Origin of the sequence: Janibacter indicus (genome assembly GCF_900176385.1) — a bacterium.
Taxonomy (GTDB): domain Bacteria; phylum Actinomycetota; class Actinomycetes; order Actinomycetales; family Dermatophilaceae; genus Janibacter; species Janibacter indicus.
The window spans coordinates 112,050-129,539 of record NZ_FWXN01000010.1 but is presented as its reverse complement, the minus strand read 5'-3'; the positions used below and the strand labels follow the sequence as shown (position 1 = coordinate 129,539).

Genomic DNA, 17,490 nt, shown 5'->3' with positions numbered 1-17,490 from the left:
TGGCATAGCGTGGGGTCATGTCCTCGCCCGCCGAACGCTATGCCGCCTCCCGACGCCGTCGCGAAGGGGAGCTGACCGACTTCGCCGAGGGGGTCGGGTTCGAGCTCGACACCTTCCAGCGCGAGGCCTGCGAGGCCGTCGAGGCCGGTCACGGCGTGCTCGTCGCGGCACCCACCGGCGCCGGCAAGACGATCGTCGGCGAGTTCGCCGTGCACCTGGCGCTCTCGCGCGGGCAGAAGGCCTTCTACACGACGCCGATCAAGGCCCTGAGCAACCAGAAGTACCACGAGCTCGCGGCCCGCCACGGCTACGACCGGGTCGGTCTGCTCACCGGTGACGTCTCGGTCAACGGCGAGGCCCCGGTCGTCGTCATGACGACCGAGGTCCTGCGCAACATGATCTACGCCGGCTCCTCGACCCTCGACACGCTGGCCTTCGTCGTCATGGACGAGGTGCACTACCTCGCCGACCGCTTCCGAGGCGCTGTGTGGGAGGAGGTCATCATCCACCTGCCCCGCTCGGTCCAGGTCGTCTCCCTCTCGGCGACCGTGAGCAACGCCGAGGAGTTCGGCGCCTGGCTCGCCGAGGTGCGCGGCGGCACCGAGATCATCGTCTCGGAGGAGCGTCCGGTCCCGCTGTGGCAGCACATGCAGGTGGGGCGCGAGGTGCACGACCTCTTCGTCGACGACGGGTCCGCCGGCACCCCGGCCAAGGTCAACCCCGAGCTGCTCGACGCGATCCGGGCCCGGGTCCGTGGCACCGACGACGACGGGCGCGGGCGAGGCGGACCGCGAGGTGGCCGCGACCGACGCGGCGGTCACCGCCGGGACGGCGGCCGGGGCAGGGGCGGTCACTGGCCGGGGCCACGTGGCGGTGGCGGACGCTTCGGCGGGGCCGCCTCGCGCACCGAGGTTATCCGGGAGCTCGATCGCGACGGGCTGCTGCCGGCGATCACCTTCATCTTCAGCCGGGCCGGGTGCGAGGGCGCCGTCGGTCAGCTGCTGGGCAACGACGTGCGTCTGGTGAGTGAGCGCGACGGCGAGCTCAACCGACGCACGGTCGAGGAGCGGGCTGCCGTCCTCGAGGGGGAGGACCTCGACGTCCTCGGCTACCACCAGTTCGTCGCGGGCATCTCCCGCGGCTTCGCCGCCCACCACGCCGGCATGCTCCCGCTCTTCCGCGAGATCGTCGAGGAGCTGTTCACCGCGGGACGCATCCGGGCGGTCTTCGCGACGGAGACGCTCGCCCTGGGGATCAACATGCCCGCGCGCACGGTGGTCCTGGAAAAGCTGGTGAAGTTCAACGGCGAGTCGCACGTCGAGATCACCCCGGCCGAGTACACGCAGCTCACCGGACGCGCCGGCCGTCGCGGCATCGACGTCGAGGGTCACGCCCTCGTCGTGTGGTCACGCGGGCTGGACCCGATGTCGGTGGCCGGTCTCGCATCGACCCGGACCTACCCCCTTCGCTCCAGCTTCCGGCCGACCTACAACATGGCCGTCAACCTCGTCGCCCAGGTGGGCCGCCAGACGGCCAAGGAGGTGCTCGAGACCTCCTTCGCGCAGTTCCAGGCCGACCGCGCCGTTGTCGGGCTGGCGACCAAGGTGCGCGAGCAGCAGGAGTCGCTCGAGGCCTACAGGGAGGCCATGCACTGCCACCTGGGCGACTTCCGCGAGTACGCCGCGCTGCGGCGGCGCATCTCCGACGTCGAGAAGGAGGGCTCGCGCAAGCGCAATGCCAACCGTCGCGCCGAGATCGCCGTCTCGCTCGAGGCCCTGTCCGTCGGCGACATCGTCCGCATCGGGGGCCGCCGGTCGGGCATCGCGATCGTCGTCGCCCCGCCACGCTCCTACAAGGGCGAGCTGACGGCACCGACCGTGCTCACCGAGCACCAGCAGATCCGCCGGCTGACCGCCGCCGACCTCGACGGTCCGGTCACCCCCTTCGGGCGGCTGGCCGTCCCCAAGGGGTTCAACCCGAAGTCGGCGAAGCAGCGGTCCGACCTCGCCGCCACGTTGCGGATCAAGGCGCCCCACGAGGACGCCCCGAGTGTGCGGGCGCACGCCGTCGAGAGCGCGAAGGGGGAGGACGAGCGCCTCGAGCAGCTGCGCCGCGAGCTGAAGTCGCACCCCTGCCACCAGTGCCCGGAGCGCGAGGAGCACGCCCGCTGGGCGGCGCGCTGGTGGAAGCTCAAGCGGGAGACCTCCGCCCTGCAGCGCAAGGTCGAGCACCGGACCAACTCCGTGGCGCAGACCTTCGAGCGGATCTGCGTCGTGCTGACCCGCATGGGCTACCTCGGCGACGACGGCGAGAGCGTCACCGACCTCGGCACCCGTCTGCGCCGGCTCTACACGGAGAAGGACCTGCTCGCGGCCGAGTGCCTGCGCGGGGGAGCGTGGAAGCGCCTCGACCCCGCCGAGCTGGCGGCCGTCGTCTCGATGCTCGTCCACGAGCCCCGGCACGACGAGCACGACCCCTTCCCGAGGATGCCGACGGACAACGTCTCCGACGCGTGGCAGGACATGGTCCGCCGCTGGAGCGAGCTCGAGGACCTCGAGCAGGCCAATGCCCTGCCCGCGACCGGCGAGCCCGACGGGGGATTGGCCTGGGCGGTCCACCGGTGGGCCAGCGGGCGCCGGCTCGACGAGGTGCTGTCGGGGTCGGACCTCACCGCAGGTGACTTCGTGCGGCGGTGCAAGCAGGTCGTCGACCTGCTCGACCAGGTGGCCGACGCCGCGCCCGAGCCGCACCTGCGGGGCGTGGCCCGCACGGCCGTCGACAAGGTGATGCGCGGGGTCGTCGCCGCCGACCGGCTGGACTGACCTCCCCTTCGGCCTCAGCCCCGCAGGGCGGTCGCGATCCGGTCGAAGGGGGAGGTCAGGCCGTGGTCGACCGCGAGCCGGCTCATCGTGGCCGGGTCGGCGATGTCGGACGGCAGGCGCAGGTCGACGTCGGGGATCGGCACGTCGTGGGCCACCCGCACCACGAGCGGGGCGACGTCGAGGTAGTCGCTCGCGGCCTCGAGGTTGGCGCGGCGCGCCCCCTTGATCCGGGGGTCACCGGAGGCGACGGCCTCGCGCACCCCGGCGAGAGATCCGAAGTCCGCGATGAGCGCGGCCGCGGTCTTGTCGCCGATGCCCTTGACCCCCGGCAGCCCGTCGCTGGTGTCGCCGCGCAGCGCGGCCATGTCGGCGTAGGCGTCACCCGAGGCGACGGCGTACTTGTCCGCGAGGAAGGTCTGGGTCACGACGTCGGGGTCGCGCACCCCACCCCGGGCGGTGTAGATGACCCGCGTGCCCGAGGCGTCGTCGACGAGCTGGAAGAGGTCGCGGTCGCCCGTGACGACGTCGACCGGCATCTGCCCGCGGTGCGCCATGGCGAGCGTGCCGATGACGTCGTCGGCCTCGTAGCCGGCGGCGCCGATGCGGGGGATGCCAATGGCAGCGAGGGCCTCGGCGATGACCGGCACCTGCGGGCTGAGCTCGTCGGGGACCTCCTCGCCCTCCGCGGGGTCGTCGGCGACGCGGTGCGCCTTGTAGGTCGGGATCGCGTCGACCCGCCACTGCGGCCGCCAGTCGTCGTCCCAGCACGCCACGACGTGGGTGGGGCGGTAGCGGGTGATGAGCGTGGCGATCATGTCGAGGAATCCGGCCACGGCATTGGTCGGGATGCCCGACGGCACCTCGGCCCTCGCCGGCACGCCGTAGAAGGCGCGGAAGTACAGGGAGGCGGAGTCGAGCAGGAGCAGGCGGGGCGCCGAGTCGGACATGCCCTGACCCTACGGCTCTCGCTTATGCTTCATCCATGGAAGCGGCGGATCGACGGATCATCGACCTCCTGCGCGAGGACGGACGCATGAGCTACACCGACCTGGGCAAGGCCATCGGGTTGTCGACCTCTGCCGTGCACCAGCGGGTGCGGCGCCTCGAGGAGCGCGGGGCCATCACCGGCTACGCGGCCGTCGTCGACCCCTCCGCCGTGGGCACGCCGCTCACCGCCTTCGTCTCGGTGACGCCTCTCGACCCGCGCGAGCCCGACGACATCCCCGACCGCCTGCGCGACATCCCCGAGATCGACGCGTGCTACTCGGTGGCCGGCGACGCCAACTACCTCCTGCGTGTGCGGGTGGGCACCCCGCAGGACCTCGAGGAGCTGCTGGCCACGGTCCGCAACCGCGGTGGCGTCTCGACCCGCACGACGGTCGTGCTCTCGACGCCGTGGGAGTGATCTCGCGGCTCCCGGTACGTCTGGCCCTGGCCCTCGTCGGGGGCCTGTGCCTGTGGCTCTCCTTCCCGGACCACGACCTGGCCCTCATGGCGGTCGTCGGGGTGGCGCTCATCGGCATCGCCATGTGGGACGTCACCGCGCGCGTGGGTGCGCTGCTCGGGCTCGTCGCGGGGCTCGGCTGCTTCGTCCCCACCCTCAGCTGGTCGGGCATCTTCGTCGGGACCTTCCCGTGGATGGCCCTGGCCGTCACCGAGTCCCTCTACGTCGCCGCGATGGGCGCGGTCCTCGCCGCGGTGCAGCGGCCCCTGCTGCGCCGCGGGCACCCGCTGCCGGCCGCGCTGCTCGTCCCCGTGATGTGGGTGCTCCAGGAGTGGGTGCGGGGCACGCTGCCCTACGGCGGCTTCCCGTGGGCCCGCATCGCCTTCAGCCAGGCGGACACTCCCTTCGCCCGGTGGGCCGCGGTCGGGGGAGCGCCGCTCATCACGCTCGCGGTCGCCCTCGTCGCGGTACCGCTCGTCCTCGTCGTCGTCACCCGCCGCCCGCCGTGGGTGGCCCTCGGGCTGGCCGTCGCGGCCACGGCCGGCGCCTTCGTCGTGCCCGTGCCGACGAGCGGCGACGCGAGTGCCCGGGTCGGGCTGGTCCAGGGCAACGTGCCGCGGACGGGCCTGGACTTCAACGCCGAGCGTCGCAAGGTCCTCGACAACCACGTCGTCGGGACCGAGCGCCTCGCCGAGCGGCACGACGACCTCGACCTGGTCATCTGGCCGGAGAACTCCTCCGACATCGACCCCCTGCGCAACCCCGACGCCGCAGCCCAGGTGCAGCGGGCTCTCGAGGCGGCCGGTGTACCGGTCATCGTCGGGGCGATCCTCGACGAGCCGGCCCCGGCGGTGTCCAATGCCTCGCTGTACTACCGGCCCGGGGGAGGGGAGCCGGAACGCTACGTCAAGCAGCACCCCGTCCCCTTCGCCGAGTACGTGCCCCACCGCGACTTCTACCGGCTCTTCAGCTCCAAGGTCGACCTCGTGCGGGTCGGCTTCGCGAAGGGAGACCGCAACGCCGCCTTCACCGTCCCCGGCCGCGATGGTGACTTCTCCGCCGTGCCGACGATCTGCTTCGAGGTGGCCTACGACGGTCTGATGCGTTCGGCTGTCAAGGACGCGGAGGCGAAGGGGGACCCCAGCCTCCTCGTCGTGCAGACCAACAACGCCACCTTCGGCTACACGGCCGAGTCCACGCAGCAGTACGCGATCTCCCGGATCCGGGCCATCGAGCACGGCCGCAGCGTCGCCCACGTGTCGACCGTCGGCGTCTCCGGATTCGTCAACCCCGACGGCAGCACGACGCCGACCACCGAGCTCTTCACCGCCGCCCAGCCCGTCGACGACGTCGTGCTGCGCAGCGGCCTGACGCTCTCCGACCGGCTCGGGCCGTGGGTGGAGTGGGCCTGCGGCCTCGGCCTGCTCGTCGCGGTGGGGTGGCGGCTGCGCCACCGGGCGACGGGTAGTGTCGGAGGCGAGCCACGGACCGACCCGAGCCCGACCGAGCAGACCGAGGAAGCCACCACCGGTGCCTGACCAGCCCCACGCCCAGCGACCGCCGATCGAGCGGGTCGCGGTGCTCATCCCGACCTACAACGAGCGCGACAACCTGCCGCTCATCGTCGAGCGGGTCCGCGAATCGGTGCCTGCCGCCGATGTCGTCGTCCTCGACGACAACTCTCCCGACGGCACCGGCGAGGTCGCCGACGCCATGGCCGCAGCCGACCCGCAGGTCATGGTGATCCACCGCCAGGGCAAGGAGGGCCTAGGTGCCGCCTACCTCGCCGGCTTCCGGTGGGCGCTCGAGCGCGGCTACGACGCCATCGTCGAGATGGACGCCGACGGCTCCCACCGCCCGGAGCACCTGTCGCACATGCTCGACGTCGCGGCCGACGCCGACCTGGTGATCGGCTCGCGCTACGTGCGCGGCGGCAAGATCGTCAACTGGCCCGCCGACCGCAAGGCCATCTCGATGGCCGGCAACATGTACATCAAGCTCGTCCTGGGCATGCCGGTCAACGACGCGACCGCCGGCTACCGCGTCTACCGCGCCGAGACCCTGCGCACGATCGGCCTCGACGAGGTCGAGAGCGCCGGCTATGTCTTCCAGACCGACCTGACGGTCCGCACGGTGCGTGCCGGGCTGCGCGTGGTCGAGGTCCCGATCACCTTCGTCGAGCGAGAGATCGGCGACTCCAAGATGGACGGCGACGTCGTGCGCGAGTCGATGACCCGGATCACCCGCTGGGGCCTGGCCCACCGCCGCCAGCAGCTGCGCCGACTGGTCGATCGAGAGCCGACGTGGCACCGGTTGTGATCTTCGGGTCCGGGCCGACGGGGCCCGGACCCGCACCGCGCCGCCGCCGTCGGGTGGCGTGGGTGCCGCTGGCCATCGTGCTGTGGCTCGTCGTCGAGGTGCTCGCGGTCTACGGCCTCGCACGACTCATCGGCGTCGGCTGGACGCTCCTGCTCTTCGTCGCGCTGTCCGCGCTCGGCGTGTGGCTGCTGCGACGCGAGGGGCGCCGGACCTGGCAGTCCCTGCGGGTCGCCCTGCGCAGCGGCGAGATGCCCTCGCGGGAGATCGCCGACGCGATCCTCGTCTTCCTCGGGGGCGCGCTGCTCACCCTGCCCGGTTTCGTCTCCGACGTGCTGGGCCTCGTGCTCGTGCTGCCCTTCACCCGGCCGGTGGCCCGCATCGGGCTCGAGGCCGTCATCGCCCGGCGGCTGCTCGCCGCGGGGATGCCGGTGGCGCCGGGGGAGGCGCGGGTGCGGCGTCGGCGGCGCCACGACGGTGGGGATGACGACGTCGTCGAGGGCGAGATCGTCGACGACTGAGGGGTGCGTACGACATGACGAAGGGGGCGGCCCACCGTGATCGGTGGGCCGCCCCCTTCGAGGCTCGCTGGCGCTCGCTCCTCAGTGCGGCGCCTTCGTGGTGCGGGGAGCCGAGGCTCAGGCGCTGCGCTTGCGCGGCTTCTCGCCACGGGAGGCGCGCAGCAGCTCCAGGCGCTCCTCGAGGAGCTCCTCGAGCTCGGGGATCGAGCGGCGCTCGAGCAGCATGTCCCAGTGGGTGCGGACGTGCTTGGCCGGCTTGAGCTCCGGCTCGGGGCCGTCGAGGAGCTTGCCGAGCTTGCCGCAGCGGCACTCCCAGGTGCCGGGGATGTCGGCCTCGACGGAGAAGGGCAGCTCGGTGCGGTGGCCGTCGTCACAGACGTAGGTCGTGATCTGACGGTCGCTCGGGACGACGTTGTCCGTCGTCTCCATGCTGAAGCTGACCATGCGCGTTCCGCGCAGCGTGCGCTCTGCCATGTTGCAAGTCTCCTGGTGTCTCTCGCGATGTCCGCGCCCCTGCCGCGCGGGCCCCTCGTCACATGACAACGCTCAATGAGCATCATCTGTTCCGGCTGCTCGCGTCGTTGCGGCGCCGTGGCCCATGGCGGGCCTTCCGGATGGGCCCGATCTGGTGGTCGGCTCGCGGCACGACCTGGGGCGACCCCACAGGATAGCGTCTCCCCACCGTGTCGCGCACATCGAGGCGCTCGGGGCGGTTAGCCTCGCCTCGTGACCGATGCGACGACATCCCCCGTGGAGCCGACGACCGCGCTGCGAGCCGAGCCGCAGGGCGGCTTCGGCCGGATCCTCGGCTGGGCGATGTGGGACTGGGGCTCGCAGCCCTTCAACACCGTCATCACGACTTTCGTCTTCTCCGTCTACCTGACCAGCTCGAGCTTCGGTCCGACCAACACCACGTCGACGGCGCTGGCGATCGCGACCGCCCTGTCCGGGCTGCTCGTGGCGCTCCTGGCGCCGGTCCTGGGGCAGAACTCCGACCGGTCCGGTCGGACGGTGCGCAACCTGCGCGTGCAGACCTGGGTGCTAGCGGCCGTGTCGGCCGCGCTCTTCCTCGTCCAGCCGGACCCGAGCTTCCTCGTCCTGGGGCTGGTCCTACTGGGCGCCGGCTCGATCATCTCCGAGATCGCGAGCGTCAACTACAACGCCTCGATCGAGCAGGTCGCCTCACCGAGCAACGTGGGTCGGGTCTCCGGCTTCGGCTGGGGGATGGGCTACCTCGGCGGCATCCTCGTGCTGCTCCTGCTGTACTTCGTCTTCATCCAGCCCGAGGTCGGGCTCTTCGGCGTCACCGACACCGACGGCCTGGACATCCGGGTCTCCATGGTCGTGTGCGGCCTGTGGATCCTGCTCTTCACCCTGCCGACCTTCTTCGTGCTCAAGGACCAGCCGCGGGAGAAGGCACCGCGGGTCGGGGTCGCCGAGTCCTACCGACTGGTGTGGGCCTCCCTTCGCCGCCTGTGGGCTCGCTCGCCGCACACCGTCTACTTCCTCGGTGCCTCGGCACTCTTCCGCGACGGCCTCGCGGGAGTCTTCGCCTTCGGCGCCGTGCTCGCTGCGGGGACCTTCGGGATGTCGGCCGGCGATGTGATCATCTTCGGCGCCGCCGCCAACATCGTCGCCGGCGTCGCCACGATGCTCTTCGGCCTCCTCGACGACGTCCTCGGGCCCAAGCGCGTCATCCTCATCTCGCTCGTGGCGCTCGTCGTGCTCGGACTGGCGATCTTCGTGCTCCACGACGGTGGGGCCACGGTCTTCTGGACGCTCGGGCTGGCGATGACCGCCTTCGTCGGTCCGGCCCAGGCGGCCTCCCGCAGCTTCCTCGCCCGGGTCATCCCCGAGGGGCACTCCGGTGAGATCTTCGGCCTCTACGCGACGACCGGGCGCGTGGTGTCCTTCCTGTCGCCGGCCGCCTTCGCCCTCTTCATCTGGCTCGGTGCCGTCATCACCGGCGACGACAACACCCAGTACTGGGGGATCCTCGGGATCGCGGTCGTGCTCATCGCCGGCCTGGCAGTGCTCATCCCGGTCAAGACCCCGCAGGAGCAGGTCGGCTCGCACCAGGCCTGATCAGCCGGCGTACTCCCAGTGCCAGGGCTCCGGCAGCGAGCCACCGGCGGCCGCCCACGACGGGTGGAACCACCCGTAGAGGGGCGCATTCTGCTGCATCCACGCATGGGCGGGGTGGCCGAAGGAGTTGACGCCACCACACAGGTCGAGCGCCTTGCCGAGACCGTGGTTGCTCCTGCCCGGTGTGGCCGCCCACCCGCCACGCTGCTGCTTGGTGACGACCTGCTCGGCGTAGGAGCGGTAGCTGTCGGTGATGCACAGCAGGTGGCCGGTGTCCCGCTGGTAGGCCTTGCTCATCGCGTTGAAGGCCGCGGCGGCATCGGGGCGCAGCGACTCGCCGGGCCCGCCGAGCAGCGGGCACAGCCCGCTCGGGGGGATCTGGCCGTTGGGGTAGGTGCCCATGTTGGTCGAGCAGGGCTTGGACCCCTCGAACTGGCTGACGTCCTGACCGAGCTCCTTGAGCGCGGAGGTCAGGCGGTCGCTCGCCCCCTGGGCGCGGTCGTCGGGCTGGCTGATCAGGGCGTTGACGATCGGGCCGGCCTCCTTGAGCTCCTCGGCGTGCTTGCGCCGCAGGGACTCCAGCTCGCTCTTGCGCTCCTTGAGCACCGCGTCGGCGCGCTCCTTGGCCCGGTCGGCACGACGCTTGGCGCTCGCGGCCTTCTTGAGCGCCTTGTCCTTCTTCTTCGTCAACGACGCCTTGGTGACGGTGTCCTCGCGGACCAGGTCGACGGTGCGGATGCGCTCGTCGGTCAGATAGCTCAGGTCACCGGCCGAGTCGCCCGAGGTCTTCGAGCCGTCGGTCAGCGTGCCGATCATCGTCATCGTGTCGCTGTAGCCCCCGGCCTGGGTGTAGGTGTCGAAGGCCCAGCTGCGCAGGTCCTTGCGGCCCTTGGCCAGGCGGTTGCGGTACTTGTCGAGCTCGCGCTGCGCGGTGTCCGCCTCCGACTTCGCGGCGGTGTACTCGTCGCGGGCCTTGGCCTTCTTCTGCAACAGGCGGTTGGCCTTGGTCGAGTAGGACTTCAGCGACTTCACCGCAGCGGCGATGTCCTTGTTGTCCTTGACCAGGTCGGCGGTCAGGCGGTCGGCCTCGGCGATCTGGTCCTCGAGGTCCCCGGAGGAGAGCGGGGTGTCGTTGGCATCGCCCACGGGAGAACTCTCGTCCACCGACCAGGCCGTGCTGGGATCGGCGGCCGTCCCGTCGTCCGTGGGCTCGGTCGTGGGAGCCGTGGTCGGCCCGACCGTCTCGGTCACGGGAGTCGTGGGGTCGACAGGCTCGGCCGACGCCGACGAGGCGGCAAGACCGGTGGCCAGACACAGCGCGATGGCCGCGCTGGTCGCGCCGCCGCGGCGGCGGATGCCAGATCGCATGAGTTCTCCTGGGAAGGGTCAGACCCGGGTCATCCTAGGCCCGCCGCGGCGCCACGTACACGTCCGCGTGACCGCGGCCTCGTCGAGCCGGCTCGCGGTCAGTCGGTGGACGCCGCCGACCTGCCCGAGGTGGTCTTCGTGGCCGTCGCCTTCTTCGCCGACCGGCTGGCGGGACCGGTCTTGCGGGCGCGGGTGCGCAGACGCACCTGCCGCTGGGAGCCCTCGGCGCGGGTCTCGAGGTAGGGCTGCTCCTCGACGAGGCTGGAGAGCTTCTGGTGGCCGAAGGTCCGTGGGTCGAAGTCGGCGTGCGCCCGGCTGAGGTGCTGACCGACGAGTGCGAGCGCGCTCCAGCCGTCGTCGCCCGAGGTCGCGTTGATCGCCTTGGTCAGCGCGGACTGGAGGTTGATCGTCGTCTCGGGCTCGCCGCCGTCCTCGGCAGGGGAGGGGGACCTCCCTTCGTCCTGGCCGGAGTCGTCGTCACGGGCCTGCTCCTGCAGCAGCTCGAGGAAGATGAACTGGTCGACCGCACGCCGCAACGACTCCGGGGTCTTGCGCAGACCGAGTCCGTAGACCCGCTTGCCTGACTCGCGCAGTCGCGTCGCCAGCCGGGTGAAGTCCGAGTCGGACGAGACGAGCGCGAAGGCCTCGACATTGCCCTGCCACAGCAGGTCCATCGCGTCGATGATCAGCGCGCTGTCGGTGGAGTTCTTGCCGACGGTGTAGGCGAACTGCTGGACCGGCTGGATGGCATTGCGGTGCAGCTCAGGCTTCCACCCGCCGAGCTGCGAGGTCGTCCAGTCGCCGTAGGCCCGCTTGACGGTCGGGGTGCCGTACTTCGCAAGCTCCTCGAGCACCGCGGCAGTGTGCTTGGCGGAGACGTTGTCGCAGTCGATGAGGACGGCGATGCGGGTCGAGCTGCCGGGGTCGTCCATGCCCGCAACCTACCCTCTGGTGCAGGAGCGCGAAGGGGGACATACTGCAGCCGGACGACGGGCCCGGGGGAGTGAGATCGGGCGCCGGATCCGCCGCCCCAGATGTCGACCGTCACCTACGTCGGCATCTACGACGGGGCCTTCGCCGGCTTCCCGGGCACCACCCACCGGGTGTCCGTGCTGATGAAGCGCGGCACCACCGCCGACTTCGGCAAGAACCAGCAGAACTACGTCAACGTCGAGTCCTTCCGCTGCGCCAGCGGGGTCACCGTGCCCCCGACGGGTTCCGCCCCGGCCGGGTGCGAGCTGGCGGCGACGACCCCGATGCGCAACTCCGCCTCGTCGGCCCACGTCTCGAGCACGGGTCGCTCGGCCAACATGAGCGGGACCTTCGCCGCGCGCTCGGGCAAGGCGCGCACCCTGAAGAGCACGCTGCGCTTCTACGCCGCCGACCCCGGCGGTGAGCACTCCTTCGGCCCGGACCTGACCGTGCGCAACGGCTCTGGTCGGGTCACCGGGTTGCTCGGAGGGAAGACGCCGACGAGCGGGTCGGTCCTCGTGACGACCTTCGGGGCCGGAGCGAGGGCTGGGGCACCCGTCACGTCGAGTAGCGACCGGTGCCCCAGCCGAATTCACGCCTTGGTGCGGCGGCGCTGTCGGGGGACCGGGCGGACGACGAGCACCGGGCAGGGAGCGGTGCTCTGCACCCGCTGTGCCGTGCTGCCGATGAAGACCTTGTCGGTCAGTCCGCGGCTGCCACTGGCCACGACGATCAGCTCGATGCCCGACACCTTGGCCGCTCGGATGATCTCGGAGGAGGGCGTGCCGCTGCGCACCCGGGTCCGCACCCTGGTCGTCTCCGACCAGTCGTCGAACTCCCCGGCGATGACCGCGACCGCTGCCTCAGCCTCCGCCTTGAAAGAGCTCCCCGTGAGCTGCCTGGGGGCCTTGGCGTCGGCCGAGATCTCGTCGACGAAGGAGACACTCGCCAAGGGTCTGGTGACTGCCAGGACGAGGATCTGCTCGACCTTGCCCGGGTCCGCGAAGGACTTGAAGTGGCGGGCGGCCCGCAGGGACTGGCGGGAGCCGTCGGTGGCGATGAGCACGTGCATGTCAGCTCTCCAGATCGGTGGTGGGGGTGCCGCCGCCGAGCAGCCGCTCGGCGATGAAGAGGACGACGCCGACGCCGAGCAGCGCCGCGCAGTACAGGAGCGACCCGGGGTCGTCGTAGATGACGTAGCCGAGGATGAGGAAGTTGGCGACGACACCCATCGCGAGGAGTGCCCGGGGCGCTCTGAAGGTCTCGTCGGTGCGGTCATGACGATCGAGCTTGACCGCCGAGACGATGACGAGGGCGTAGATCAGCAGCGTGAAGACGACCGTGACATTGGCCAGCTGGGCCAAGTCGGCTCCGGAGACGAGCAGCGCGGCGATGACGACGACGGAGAAGAGGATCGCCAGCCACGGCACCTGTCGGCTGCTCACCTTGGCGAAGGGGGCGGGGACGACGTCCTCGCGCGCCATGCCGTAGAGGATGCGGGACTCCGTCACGAGGCAGACGAGGCAGGTGTTGGTGATCGCGACCATCGCGATGATCGCGAAGATGATCGTCAGCACGGCGACGGAGAGCGGCAGGATCCCCGTCTTGACGACCTCGAGCAGCGCGGCGTCGGACTCGGCGAGCTGCTGGATGGGGACGGTGACCGCGGCGGTGACGGCGATGAGGACGTAGAGGACGCCGGCGGTCGCCATGCCTCCGATGAGCGCTCGGGGGAAGTCGCGGCGAGGGTTGCGCGTCTCCTCGGCGAGGTTGGCCGCGTTTTCGAAGCCCGTCATCGCGAAGAAGGCAAGGGCCACGCCCGCGAGCAGGCCGAGGGCAGGGTTGCTATCGGTCGAAAACTCGGTGATCCGCCCGAACTCGACCTTGCCCTGGGCGGTCGCGACGACCCCGATGACGAGCACGATGATCAGGCCGGTGACCTCGACGAAGGTCATGATCATGTTGGCGACGACCGACTCGGTGATGCCGATGAAGTTGATGATCGCCAGCGCGACGATGAAGGCCAGGGCCACGACGAGCGCCGGAGCCGCCTCCCACACCTCGCCGAAGTACTGGGCGAACCCGGTCGCGAGCGAGCCGGCCGCCGCATAGCTCGCGGACAGCATGCAGAAGGTGATGAAGAAGGTCAGGGTCTTGTTCTTGAAGGCCTTGTTGACGTAGAGGGCGGCTCCTGCGGCCTGCGGGTACTTCGTCACCAGCTCCGCGTAGGCGAGCCCGGTGATCGTGGCGACCGTCACCCCGACGGCGAAGGCGGCCCAGAAGGCGCCGCCCACCGCTCCGGCGACGAGGCCGATGAGGACGTAGATGCCGGATCCGAGGACGTCCCCGAGCACGTAGAAGTAGAGGAGGCGACCGCTGACCCCTTGCTTGAGCTCGGAGTCCTCGTTGACCGCTGGTGCGCCTTCAGGTCCGGTCGTGTCGACGGACATGCGTTGGCCTTCCTCGTGAGCGGGCCACCGGTGCGGCGGCGTCATGTGTGATCCACACCACAGCCGATGAGGCCCGCTGTCAAACGGAAGGTGTCCCCAGCGTGTCGTCAGTCGTCGCCAGAGGGGCGCGATCGCGCCCGCTTGACCTCTCCGCGGCGCGACTTGGCGGCAAGGCGCCGGCGTTGCGATCCTCGGGTCGGTTTCGTGGCCCGACGCGACGGGGGAGGAGGTGCCAGCGCCTCGCGCAGCAGCGCGCCCATCCGCTCACGTGCAGCGCTGCGGTTGCGTCGCTGCGCACGGTGCTCCGACGCGTCGACGGTGAGGGTGGTGCCCACGAGACGTGTCGACAGGCGCGCCATCGCCCGCTCGCGCTGACGGTCGGTCAGCGCGCTCGTCGTGGCGAGGTCGAGGGAGAGCTGCACTCGGGAGTCGGTCGTGTTGACCCCCTGGCCGCCGGGCCCGCCGGCCCTGCTGAACTGCTCGGTGAGCTCGCCCGCGGGCACGACGAGCCCGCCGGGGATCCCGGGCCCCGGGGGCACACGCAGCTCGCTCATGACCTCAGGGTCTCAGGCCGTCGAGTCGTGCAGGATCCGGGAGATCGTCTGGTTGTGCGGCGTGGGCACCCCGTGCCGCCTGCCGAGCTCGACGACGCGATCTGCGAAGAGGGCCACCTCGGTGGGTCGCCCGGCGAGGACGTCCTGGAGCATCGACGTGCGCCCCTCGCCGGGCAGCCCGGCGAGCACCTGCTCCCACCGCTCGCAGTCGGCCTCGCCCAGCGGCACCCCCTCGGGCCCGGAGACGGCGATGACCTCGTCGCGCAGCGCGAGCATGAGCGAGCGGGCCGGACTCTCGACGGTGAAGTCCGCGTAGGGCCTGCGCAGCACCGCGGAGGCCTGGTTGATGCAGGTGTTGACCATGAACTTCCACCACATCTCGTGGCACATGTCCTGCGGCGTCTCCCAGCGCAGACCTGCGCGGTCGAGGGCCTCGGCGACCCGATGCACGCGGCTCGGGTCCGCGAGGCCGGGGGCCGTGCCGAGGGTCAGCTGGCCGGGGGAAAGGTAGGTGACCTCACGCCCTTCGCGGCCTGCCGCCATGCCGAGGGCGATGCACAGCAGCACGCCCTGCGGCCCGAACCGCTCGGCGATGACCTCCTCGCTGTCCAGCCCGTTGAGCACGGACACGAGGGTCGTCTCCGTGCCGACGAAGGGGGCGACGTCGGCCATCGCGGCCGGCAGGTCGTGGTGCTTGACCGCCACGAGCACGAGGTCGACCGGCTTGGAAGGATCGGCGCCGGGGTCGAGCACGCCGGCCGGCAGGGGAGCGCCGTTGACGGACAGGCCGTCGGCCCGCAGTCGTCGGGCCCGCTCGCCCGAGGCGACGAGTGAGGTGCGCAGACCCCCGTCGACGAAGTGGGCCGCGTACATGGCCCCCATGGCTCCTGCACCGACGACTGCGACGGACTCGACGGGCTGGCTCATGGCCGCAGGCTATCGACACGACCGACGAGCGCGACCGTGGCGAGACAGACCGCTGTCGCCACGACGAGGGCCAGCCCCCCGAGATGGCCAGCGGTGCAGGCCACGACGAGACCGAAGGCGGCCGCCCCGAGCGAGCCCCGGACCACCCCGCCCAGGAGGTCCTGCACGGCCTGCGCCCCGCGCTGCGCGTGGGTGGACGGCGAGAGCACGAGCGCGACGAGGGGGGCCGCCGCCAGCGTCCCGGCGAGACCCGAGCCCAGGGTCTCGACGGCCGCGGTCAGCGCGATGACGAGAGCGGAGCCGATCGCGACGCGGACGACGAGGTCGTGCCGTGCACTCCGCCCGGGCCGGGCCATCGCGACCGCCTCGGCACGAGGCCACCAGGCCAGCGCTGCCAGGGCCACGAGCGCGTGGAGTGCGGCCGTCACGAGGACTCCCTGCGTGAACGTGCGCACGAGGGCGATGCCGACGACCCAGGCGACGAGGGCCATGGCGAGGGCGATGGCGGGGGAGTGGCGTGGGGCCGCGGTCGCAAAGGTGACGCACATGGCGACGACCGCGACCTGGCCCCCGAGCATGCCGAGGGCGCCGTGGGCGAGTGCCTCCGGACCGTGCGACAGGTGGAGCAGGCACAGGAAGGTGCCGGAGGTGAGGGGGAGCCCGACGACGAGGCCCCCGAGGCGATCACCGAGCCGGCCTTGCGCGAGGCTCGCGACGGCGATGACGAGGGGCGGGAGAAGCAGACGGAGCGCGATGGTTTCCACGTGACACCACCCTCGTCCCGGGGTGACCGAGGATGGCACGGATTGCAGCACGCTGACGACGATTCATCCATGATGATCGCGGCGAGATCCAAGGATGGGCGATGATGTCACGGTGAGTAGTCTTGATCGCCTCGATCGAAAGATCCTCGGGCATCTCGTGCGCGACGGACGCGCGACCTACCAGGAGCTCTCCCGCGAGGTGCGTCTGTCGGCGAGCTCGGTCGCCGAGCGCGTGCGGCAGCTGCGCTCGTCGGGCGTGATCCGCGGCTACCGGGCGGAGGTCGACGCCTCTGCGCTGGGGCGGCCGCTGACCATGGTCAGCGAGGTGCGCCTGAGGGAGTCGACGGTGCGGCGCGACTTCGCCGCCAGCCTGTCGGCCATCCCGCAGATCGTCGCGGGGTCGCGCCTGACCGGCGACTACGACTACGAGCTGCGCCTGGCCTGCCGGGACGCCGAGGAGTTCGAGTCGATCGTCGACCGCCTGCGCGCCGACCACGGCGTCGTGGCGATCAGGTCCCGGATGGTGCTGCACGACCTCGAGATCGATCCCGGGGGACTTGCCGGGCTCGAGTAGGCAACCGACAGTCCGTTGTCCCGGACGACCCGAGGGACCTCCCCATCCACTTCCGTCGACGGTCCGACGTGCGTCGAGGCCTGGGCAGAGCCCACTTCGATCTCACGAGAGCGACTGCGGCAGAACAGGACTCGACCGTGGCGCGGGCACTGGTGCTGGGCGCCTCGCATGTCGACGTCGGGCAGCTCCCGGAGGAGGGGTGCGTCGTGCTCGCCGGTCCCGAGGGCAACGAGTTCTCCATCGCCCCGACGACGCGCTGAGCGCGCGCGGCGCTAGCGTGAACTCGTGATCACCTCGGGCCTCGTCAACGTCTTCACCCACGACGTCCTCGAGGCGCTCGAGTTCTACGTCGGGCGCCTGGGGCTCACGGAGACCTTCCGCACACCGACCGAGGGCGTGCCCGAGCACGTGGAGCTCGCCGCGGGCGGCTTCGTCCTCGCGATCAGCAGCGCCGAGGCGGCACGACGGGTGCACGGTCTCGAGGCACAGGTCGGCAGCCCGGCGATGAACCTCGTCTTCTGGGTGGACGACGTCGACGCGACCTACCGGGACCTCACGTCCCGAGGCGTCGTCGGCCACACCGAGCCGCACGACACCGGCAACGACAACCGCAATGCCGTGGTGCTGGACCCGGCCGGCGCTCTCGTCGAGCTCGTGGCCAAGCGCGGATGACCCGCACCGACCGCCTACGGT

At 71.2% G+C, this 17,490-nt stretch carries 18 protein-coding genes and 1 pseudogene; 9 read left to right on the top strand and 10 right to left on the bottom strand.

Annotated elements, in window-relative coordinates; genetic code table 11:
- Positions 1-17: 17 nt before the first annotated feature.
- The gene (locus tag B9B60_RS13105; RefSeq protein ID WP_084452042.1) at positions 18-2,822 is read left to right on the top strand and encodes a DEAD/DEAH box helicase; all 2,805 of its coding nucleotides are present in this window, start codon (positions 18-20) and stop codon (positions 2,820-2,822) included.
- A 14-nt stretch (positions 2,823-2,836) separates the two neighbouring features.
- Here the strand turns inward: B9B60_RS13105 and B9B60_RS13100 are convergent, their stop codons facing one another.
- Positions 2,837-3,769, bottom strand: coding sequence for a 5'-3' exonuclease (locus tag B9B60_RS13100; protein ID WP_072624605.1), 933 nt, complete (start codon positions 3,767-3,769; stop codon positions 2,837-2,839).
- Positions 3,770-3,804: 35 nt separating this feature from the next.
- Between B9B60_RS13100 and B9B60_RS13095 the strand changes: the two genes are divergently transcribed.
- From B9B60_RS13095 to B9B60_RS13080, 4 genes are all read left to right on the top strand, one after another.
- Positions 3,805-4,227 carry an Lrp/AsnC family transcriptional regulator gene (locus tag B9B60_RS13095; protein ID WP_072624604.1) on the top strand — a complete coding sequence of 141 codons (423 nt, stop codon included), beginning with the start codon at positions 3,805-3,807 and terminating at the stop codon, positions 4,225-4,227.
- Complete coding sequence (gene lnt / locus B9B60_RS13090; RefSeq protein WP_223277860.1) at positions 4,218-5,804, top strand: apolipoprotein N-acyltransferase; 1,587 nt, start codon at positions 4,218-4,220, stop codon at positions 5,802-5,804. Before B9B60_RS13095 ends, lnt begins: the two co-directional genes overlap by 10 nt.
- Complete coding sequence (locus tag B9B60_RS13085) at positions 5,797-6,585, top strand: polyprenol monophosphomannose synthase (protein WP_084452038.1); 789 nt, start codon at positions 5,797-5,799, stop codon at positions 6,583-6,585. The genes lnt and B9B60_RS13085 overlap by 8 nt, the downstream gene beginning before the upstream one ends.
- A 62-nt stretch (positions 6,586-6,647) precedes the next feature.
- Positions 6,648-7,103, top strand: coding sequence for an FxsA family protein (locus B9B60_RS13080; RefSeq protein WP_234993869.1), 456 nt, complete (start codon positions 6,648-6,650; stop codon positions 7,101-7,103).
- A 117-nt stretch (positions 7,104-7,220) separates the two neighbouring features.
- Here B9B60_RS13080 and B9B60_RS13075 read toward each other — a convergent pair whose 3' ends face one another.
- Complete coding sequence (locus B9B60_RS13075; protein ID WP_084452036.1) at positions 7,221-7,577, bottom strand: RNA polymerase-binding protein RbpA; 357 nt, start codon at positions 7,575-7,577, stop codon at positions 7,221-7,223.
- A 252-nt stretch (positions 7,578-7,829) separates the two neighbouring features.
- Between B9B60_RS13075 and B9B60_RS13070 the strand changes: the two genes are divergently transcribed.
- The gene (locus tag B9B60_RS13070; protein WP_200811231.1) at positions 7,830-9,188 is read left to right on the top strand and encodes an MFS transporter; all 1,359 of its coding nucleotides are present in this window, start codon (positions 7,830-7,832) and stop codon (positions 9,186-9,188) included.
- On the opposite strand, the gene B9B60_RS13065 is transcribed toward B9B60_RS13070, so the two are convergent.
- The 8 genes from B9B60_RS13065 to B9B60_RS13030 form a co-directional block, all read right to left on the bottom strand.
- On the bottom strand, positions 9,189-10,556 hold the full coding sequence (locus tag B9B60_RS13065; RefSeq protein ID WP_084452034.1) for a M15 family metallopeptidase: 1,368 nt from the start codon (positions 10,554-10,556) through the stop codon (positions 9,189-9,191).
- A gap of 98 nt (positions 10,557-10,654) precedes the next feature.
- The gene (locus B9B60_RS13060; RefSeq protein WP_084452032.1) at positions 10,655-11,488 is read right to left on the bottom strand and encodes an NYN domain-containing protein; all 834 of its coding nucleotides are present in this window, start codon (positions 11,486-11,488) and stop codon (positions 10,655-10,657) included.
- A 227-nt stretch (positions 11,489-11,715) separates the two neighbouring features.
- Entirely contained in the window at positions 11,716-11,898 is a 183-nt protein-coding gene (locus B9B60_RS13055) for a hypothetical protein (protein WP_143445584.1), read from the bottom strand.
- Between the two features lie 222 nt (positions 11,899-12,120).
- Positions 12,121-12,600: a universal stress protein gene (locus tag B9B60_RS13050; RefSeq protein ID WP_084452028.1), complete on the bottom strand. Its 480-nt coding sequence runs from the start codon at positions 12,598-12,600 to the stop codon at positions 12,121-12,123.
- A 1-nt stretch (position 12,601) separates the two neighbouring features.
- Positions 12,602-13,978, bottom strand: coding sequence for an APC family permease (locus B9B60_RS13045; RefSeq protein WP_084452026.1), 1,377 nt, complete (start codon positions 13,976-13,978; stop codon positions 12,602-12,604).
- A 107-nt stretch (positions 13,979-14,085) separates the two neighbouring features.
- Positions 14,086-14,532 carry an alternative ribosome rescue aminoacyl-tRNA hydrolase ArfB gene (gene arfB / locus B9B60_RS13040; RefSeq protein ID WP_084452024.1) on the bottom strand — a complete coding sequence of 149 codons (447 nt, stop codon included), beginning with the start codon at positions 14,530-14,532 and terminating at the stop codon, positions 14,086-14,088.
- A gap of 12 nt (positions 14,533-14,544) precedes the next feature.
- Positions 14,545-15,459: a ketopantoate reductase family protein gene (locus B9B60_RS13035; RefSeq protein ID WP_084452022.1), complete on the bottom strand. Its 915-nt coding sequence runs from the start codon at positions 15,457-15,459 to the stop codon at positions 14,545-14,547.
- Positions 15,456-16,223, bottom strand: coding sequence for a hypothetical protein (locus B9B60_RS13030; RefSeq protein ID WP_084452020.1), 768 nt, complete (start codon positions 16,221-16,223; stop codon positions 15,456-15,458). The genes B9B60_RS13035 and B9B60_RS13030 overlap by 4 nt, the downstream gene beginning before the upstream one ends.
- Positions 16,224-16,335: 112 nt before the next feature.
- Between B9B60_RS13030 and B9B60_RS13025 the strand changes: the two genes are divergently transcribed.
- The 3 genes and pseudogenes from B9B60_RS13025 (at position 16,336) to B9B60_RS13015 (ending at position 17,469) form a co-directional block, all read left to right on the top strand.
- Positions 16,336-16,797 (top strand): Lrp/AsnC family transcriptional regulator, encoded by a 462-nt coding sequence (locus tag B9B60_RS13025; protein ID WP_200811230.1) that lies wholly within the window; start codon positions 16,336-16,338, stop codon positions 16,795-16,797.
- Between the two features lie 35 nt (positions 16,798-16,832).
- Positions 16,833-17,057, top strand: a pseudogene (locus B9B60_RS17595) (VOC family protein); the annotation flags it as partial.
- Between the two features lie 25 nt (positions 17,058-17,082).
- Entirely contained in the window at positions 17,083-17,469 is a 387-nt protein-coding gene (locus B9B60_RS13015) for a VOC family protein (protein WP_084452016.1), read from the top strand.
- Positions 17,470-17,490: the final 21 nt, after the last annotated feature.

Excerpts from the sequence above, each read along its gene's own strand:
- B9B60_RS13035 (WP_084452022.1), bottom strand. The coding sequence starts at position 15,459 with ATGAGCCAGCCCGTCGAGTCCGTCGCAGTCGTCGGTGCAGGAGCCATG.
- B9B60_RS13105 (WP_084452042.1), top strand. The coding sequence starts at position 18 with ATGTCCTCGCCCGCCGAACGCTATGCCGCCTCCCGACGCCGTCGCGAA.
- B9B60_RS13075 (WP_084452036.1), bottom strand. The coding sequence starts at position 7,577 with ATGGCAGAGCGCACGCTGCGCGGAACGCGCATGGTCAGCTTCAGCATG.
- B9B60_RS13100 (WP_072624605.1), bottom strand. The coding sequence starts at position 3,769 with ATGTCCGACTCGGCGCCCCGCCTGCTCCTGCTCGACTCCGCCTCCCTG.
- B9B60_RS13060 (WP_084452032.1), bottom strand. The coding sequence starts at position 11,488 with ATGGACGACCCCGGCAGCTCGACCCGCATCGCCGTCCTCATCGACTGC.
- B9B60_RS13050 (WP_084452028.1), bottom strand. The coding sequence starts at position 12,600 with ATGCACGTGCTCATCGCCACCGACGGCTCCCGCCAGTCCCTGCGGGCC.
- B9B60_RS13045 (WP_084452026.1), bottom strand. The coding sequence starts at position 13,978 with ATGTCCGTCGACACGACCGGACCTGAAGGCGCACCAGCGGTCAACGAG.
- B9B60_RS13095 (WP_072624604.1), top strand. The coding sequence starts at position 3,805 with ATGGAAGCGGCGGATCGACGGATCATCGACCTCCTGCGCGAGGACGGA.
- B9B60_RS13065 (WP_084452034.1), bottom strand. The coding sequence starts at position 10,556 with ATGCGATCTGGCATCCGCCGCCGCGGCGGCGCGACCAGCGCGGCCATC.
- arfB (WP_084452024.1), bottom strand. The coding sequence starts at position 14,532 with ATGAGCGAGCTGCGTGTGCCCCCGGGGCCCGGGATCCCCGGCGGGCTC.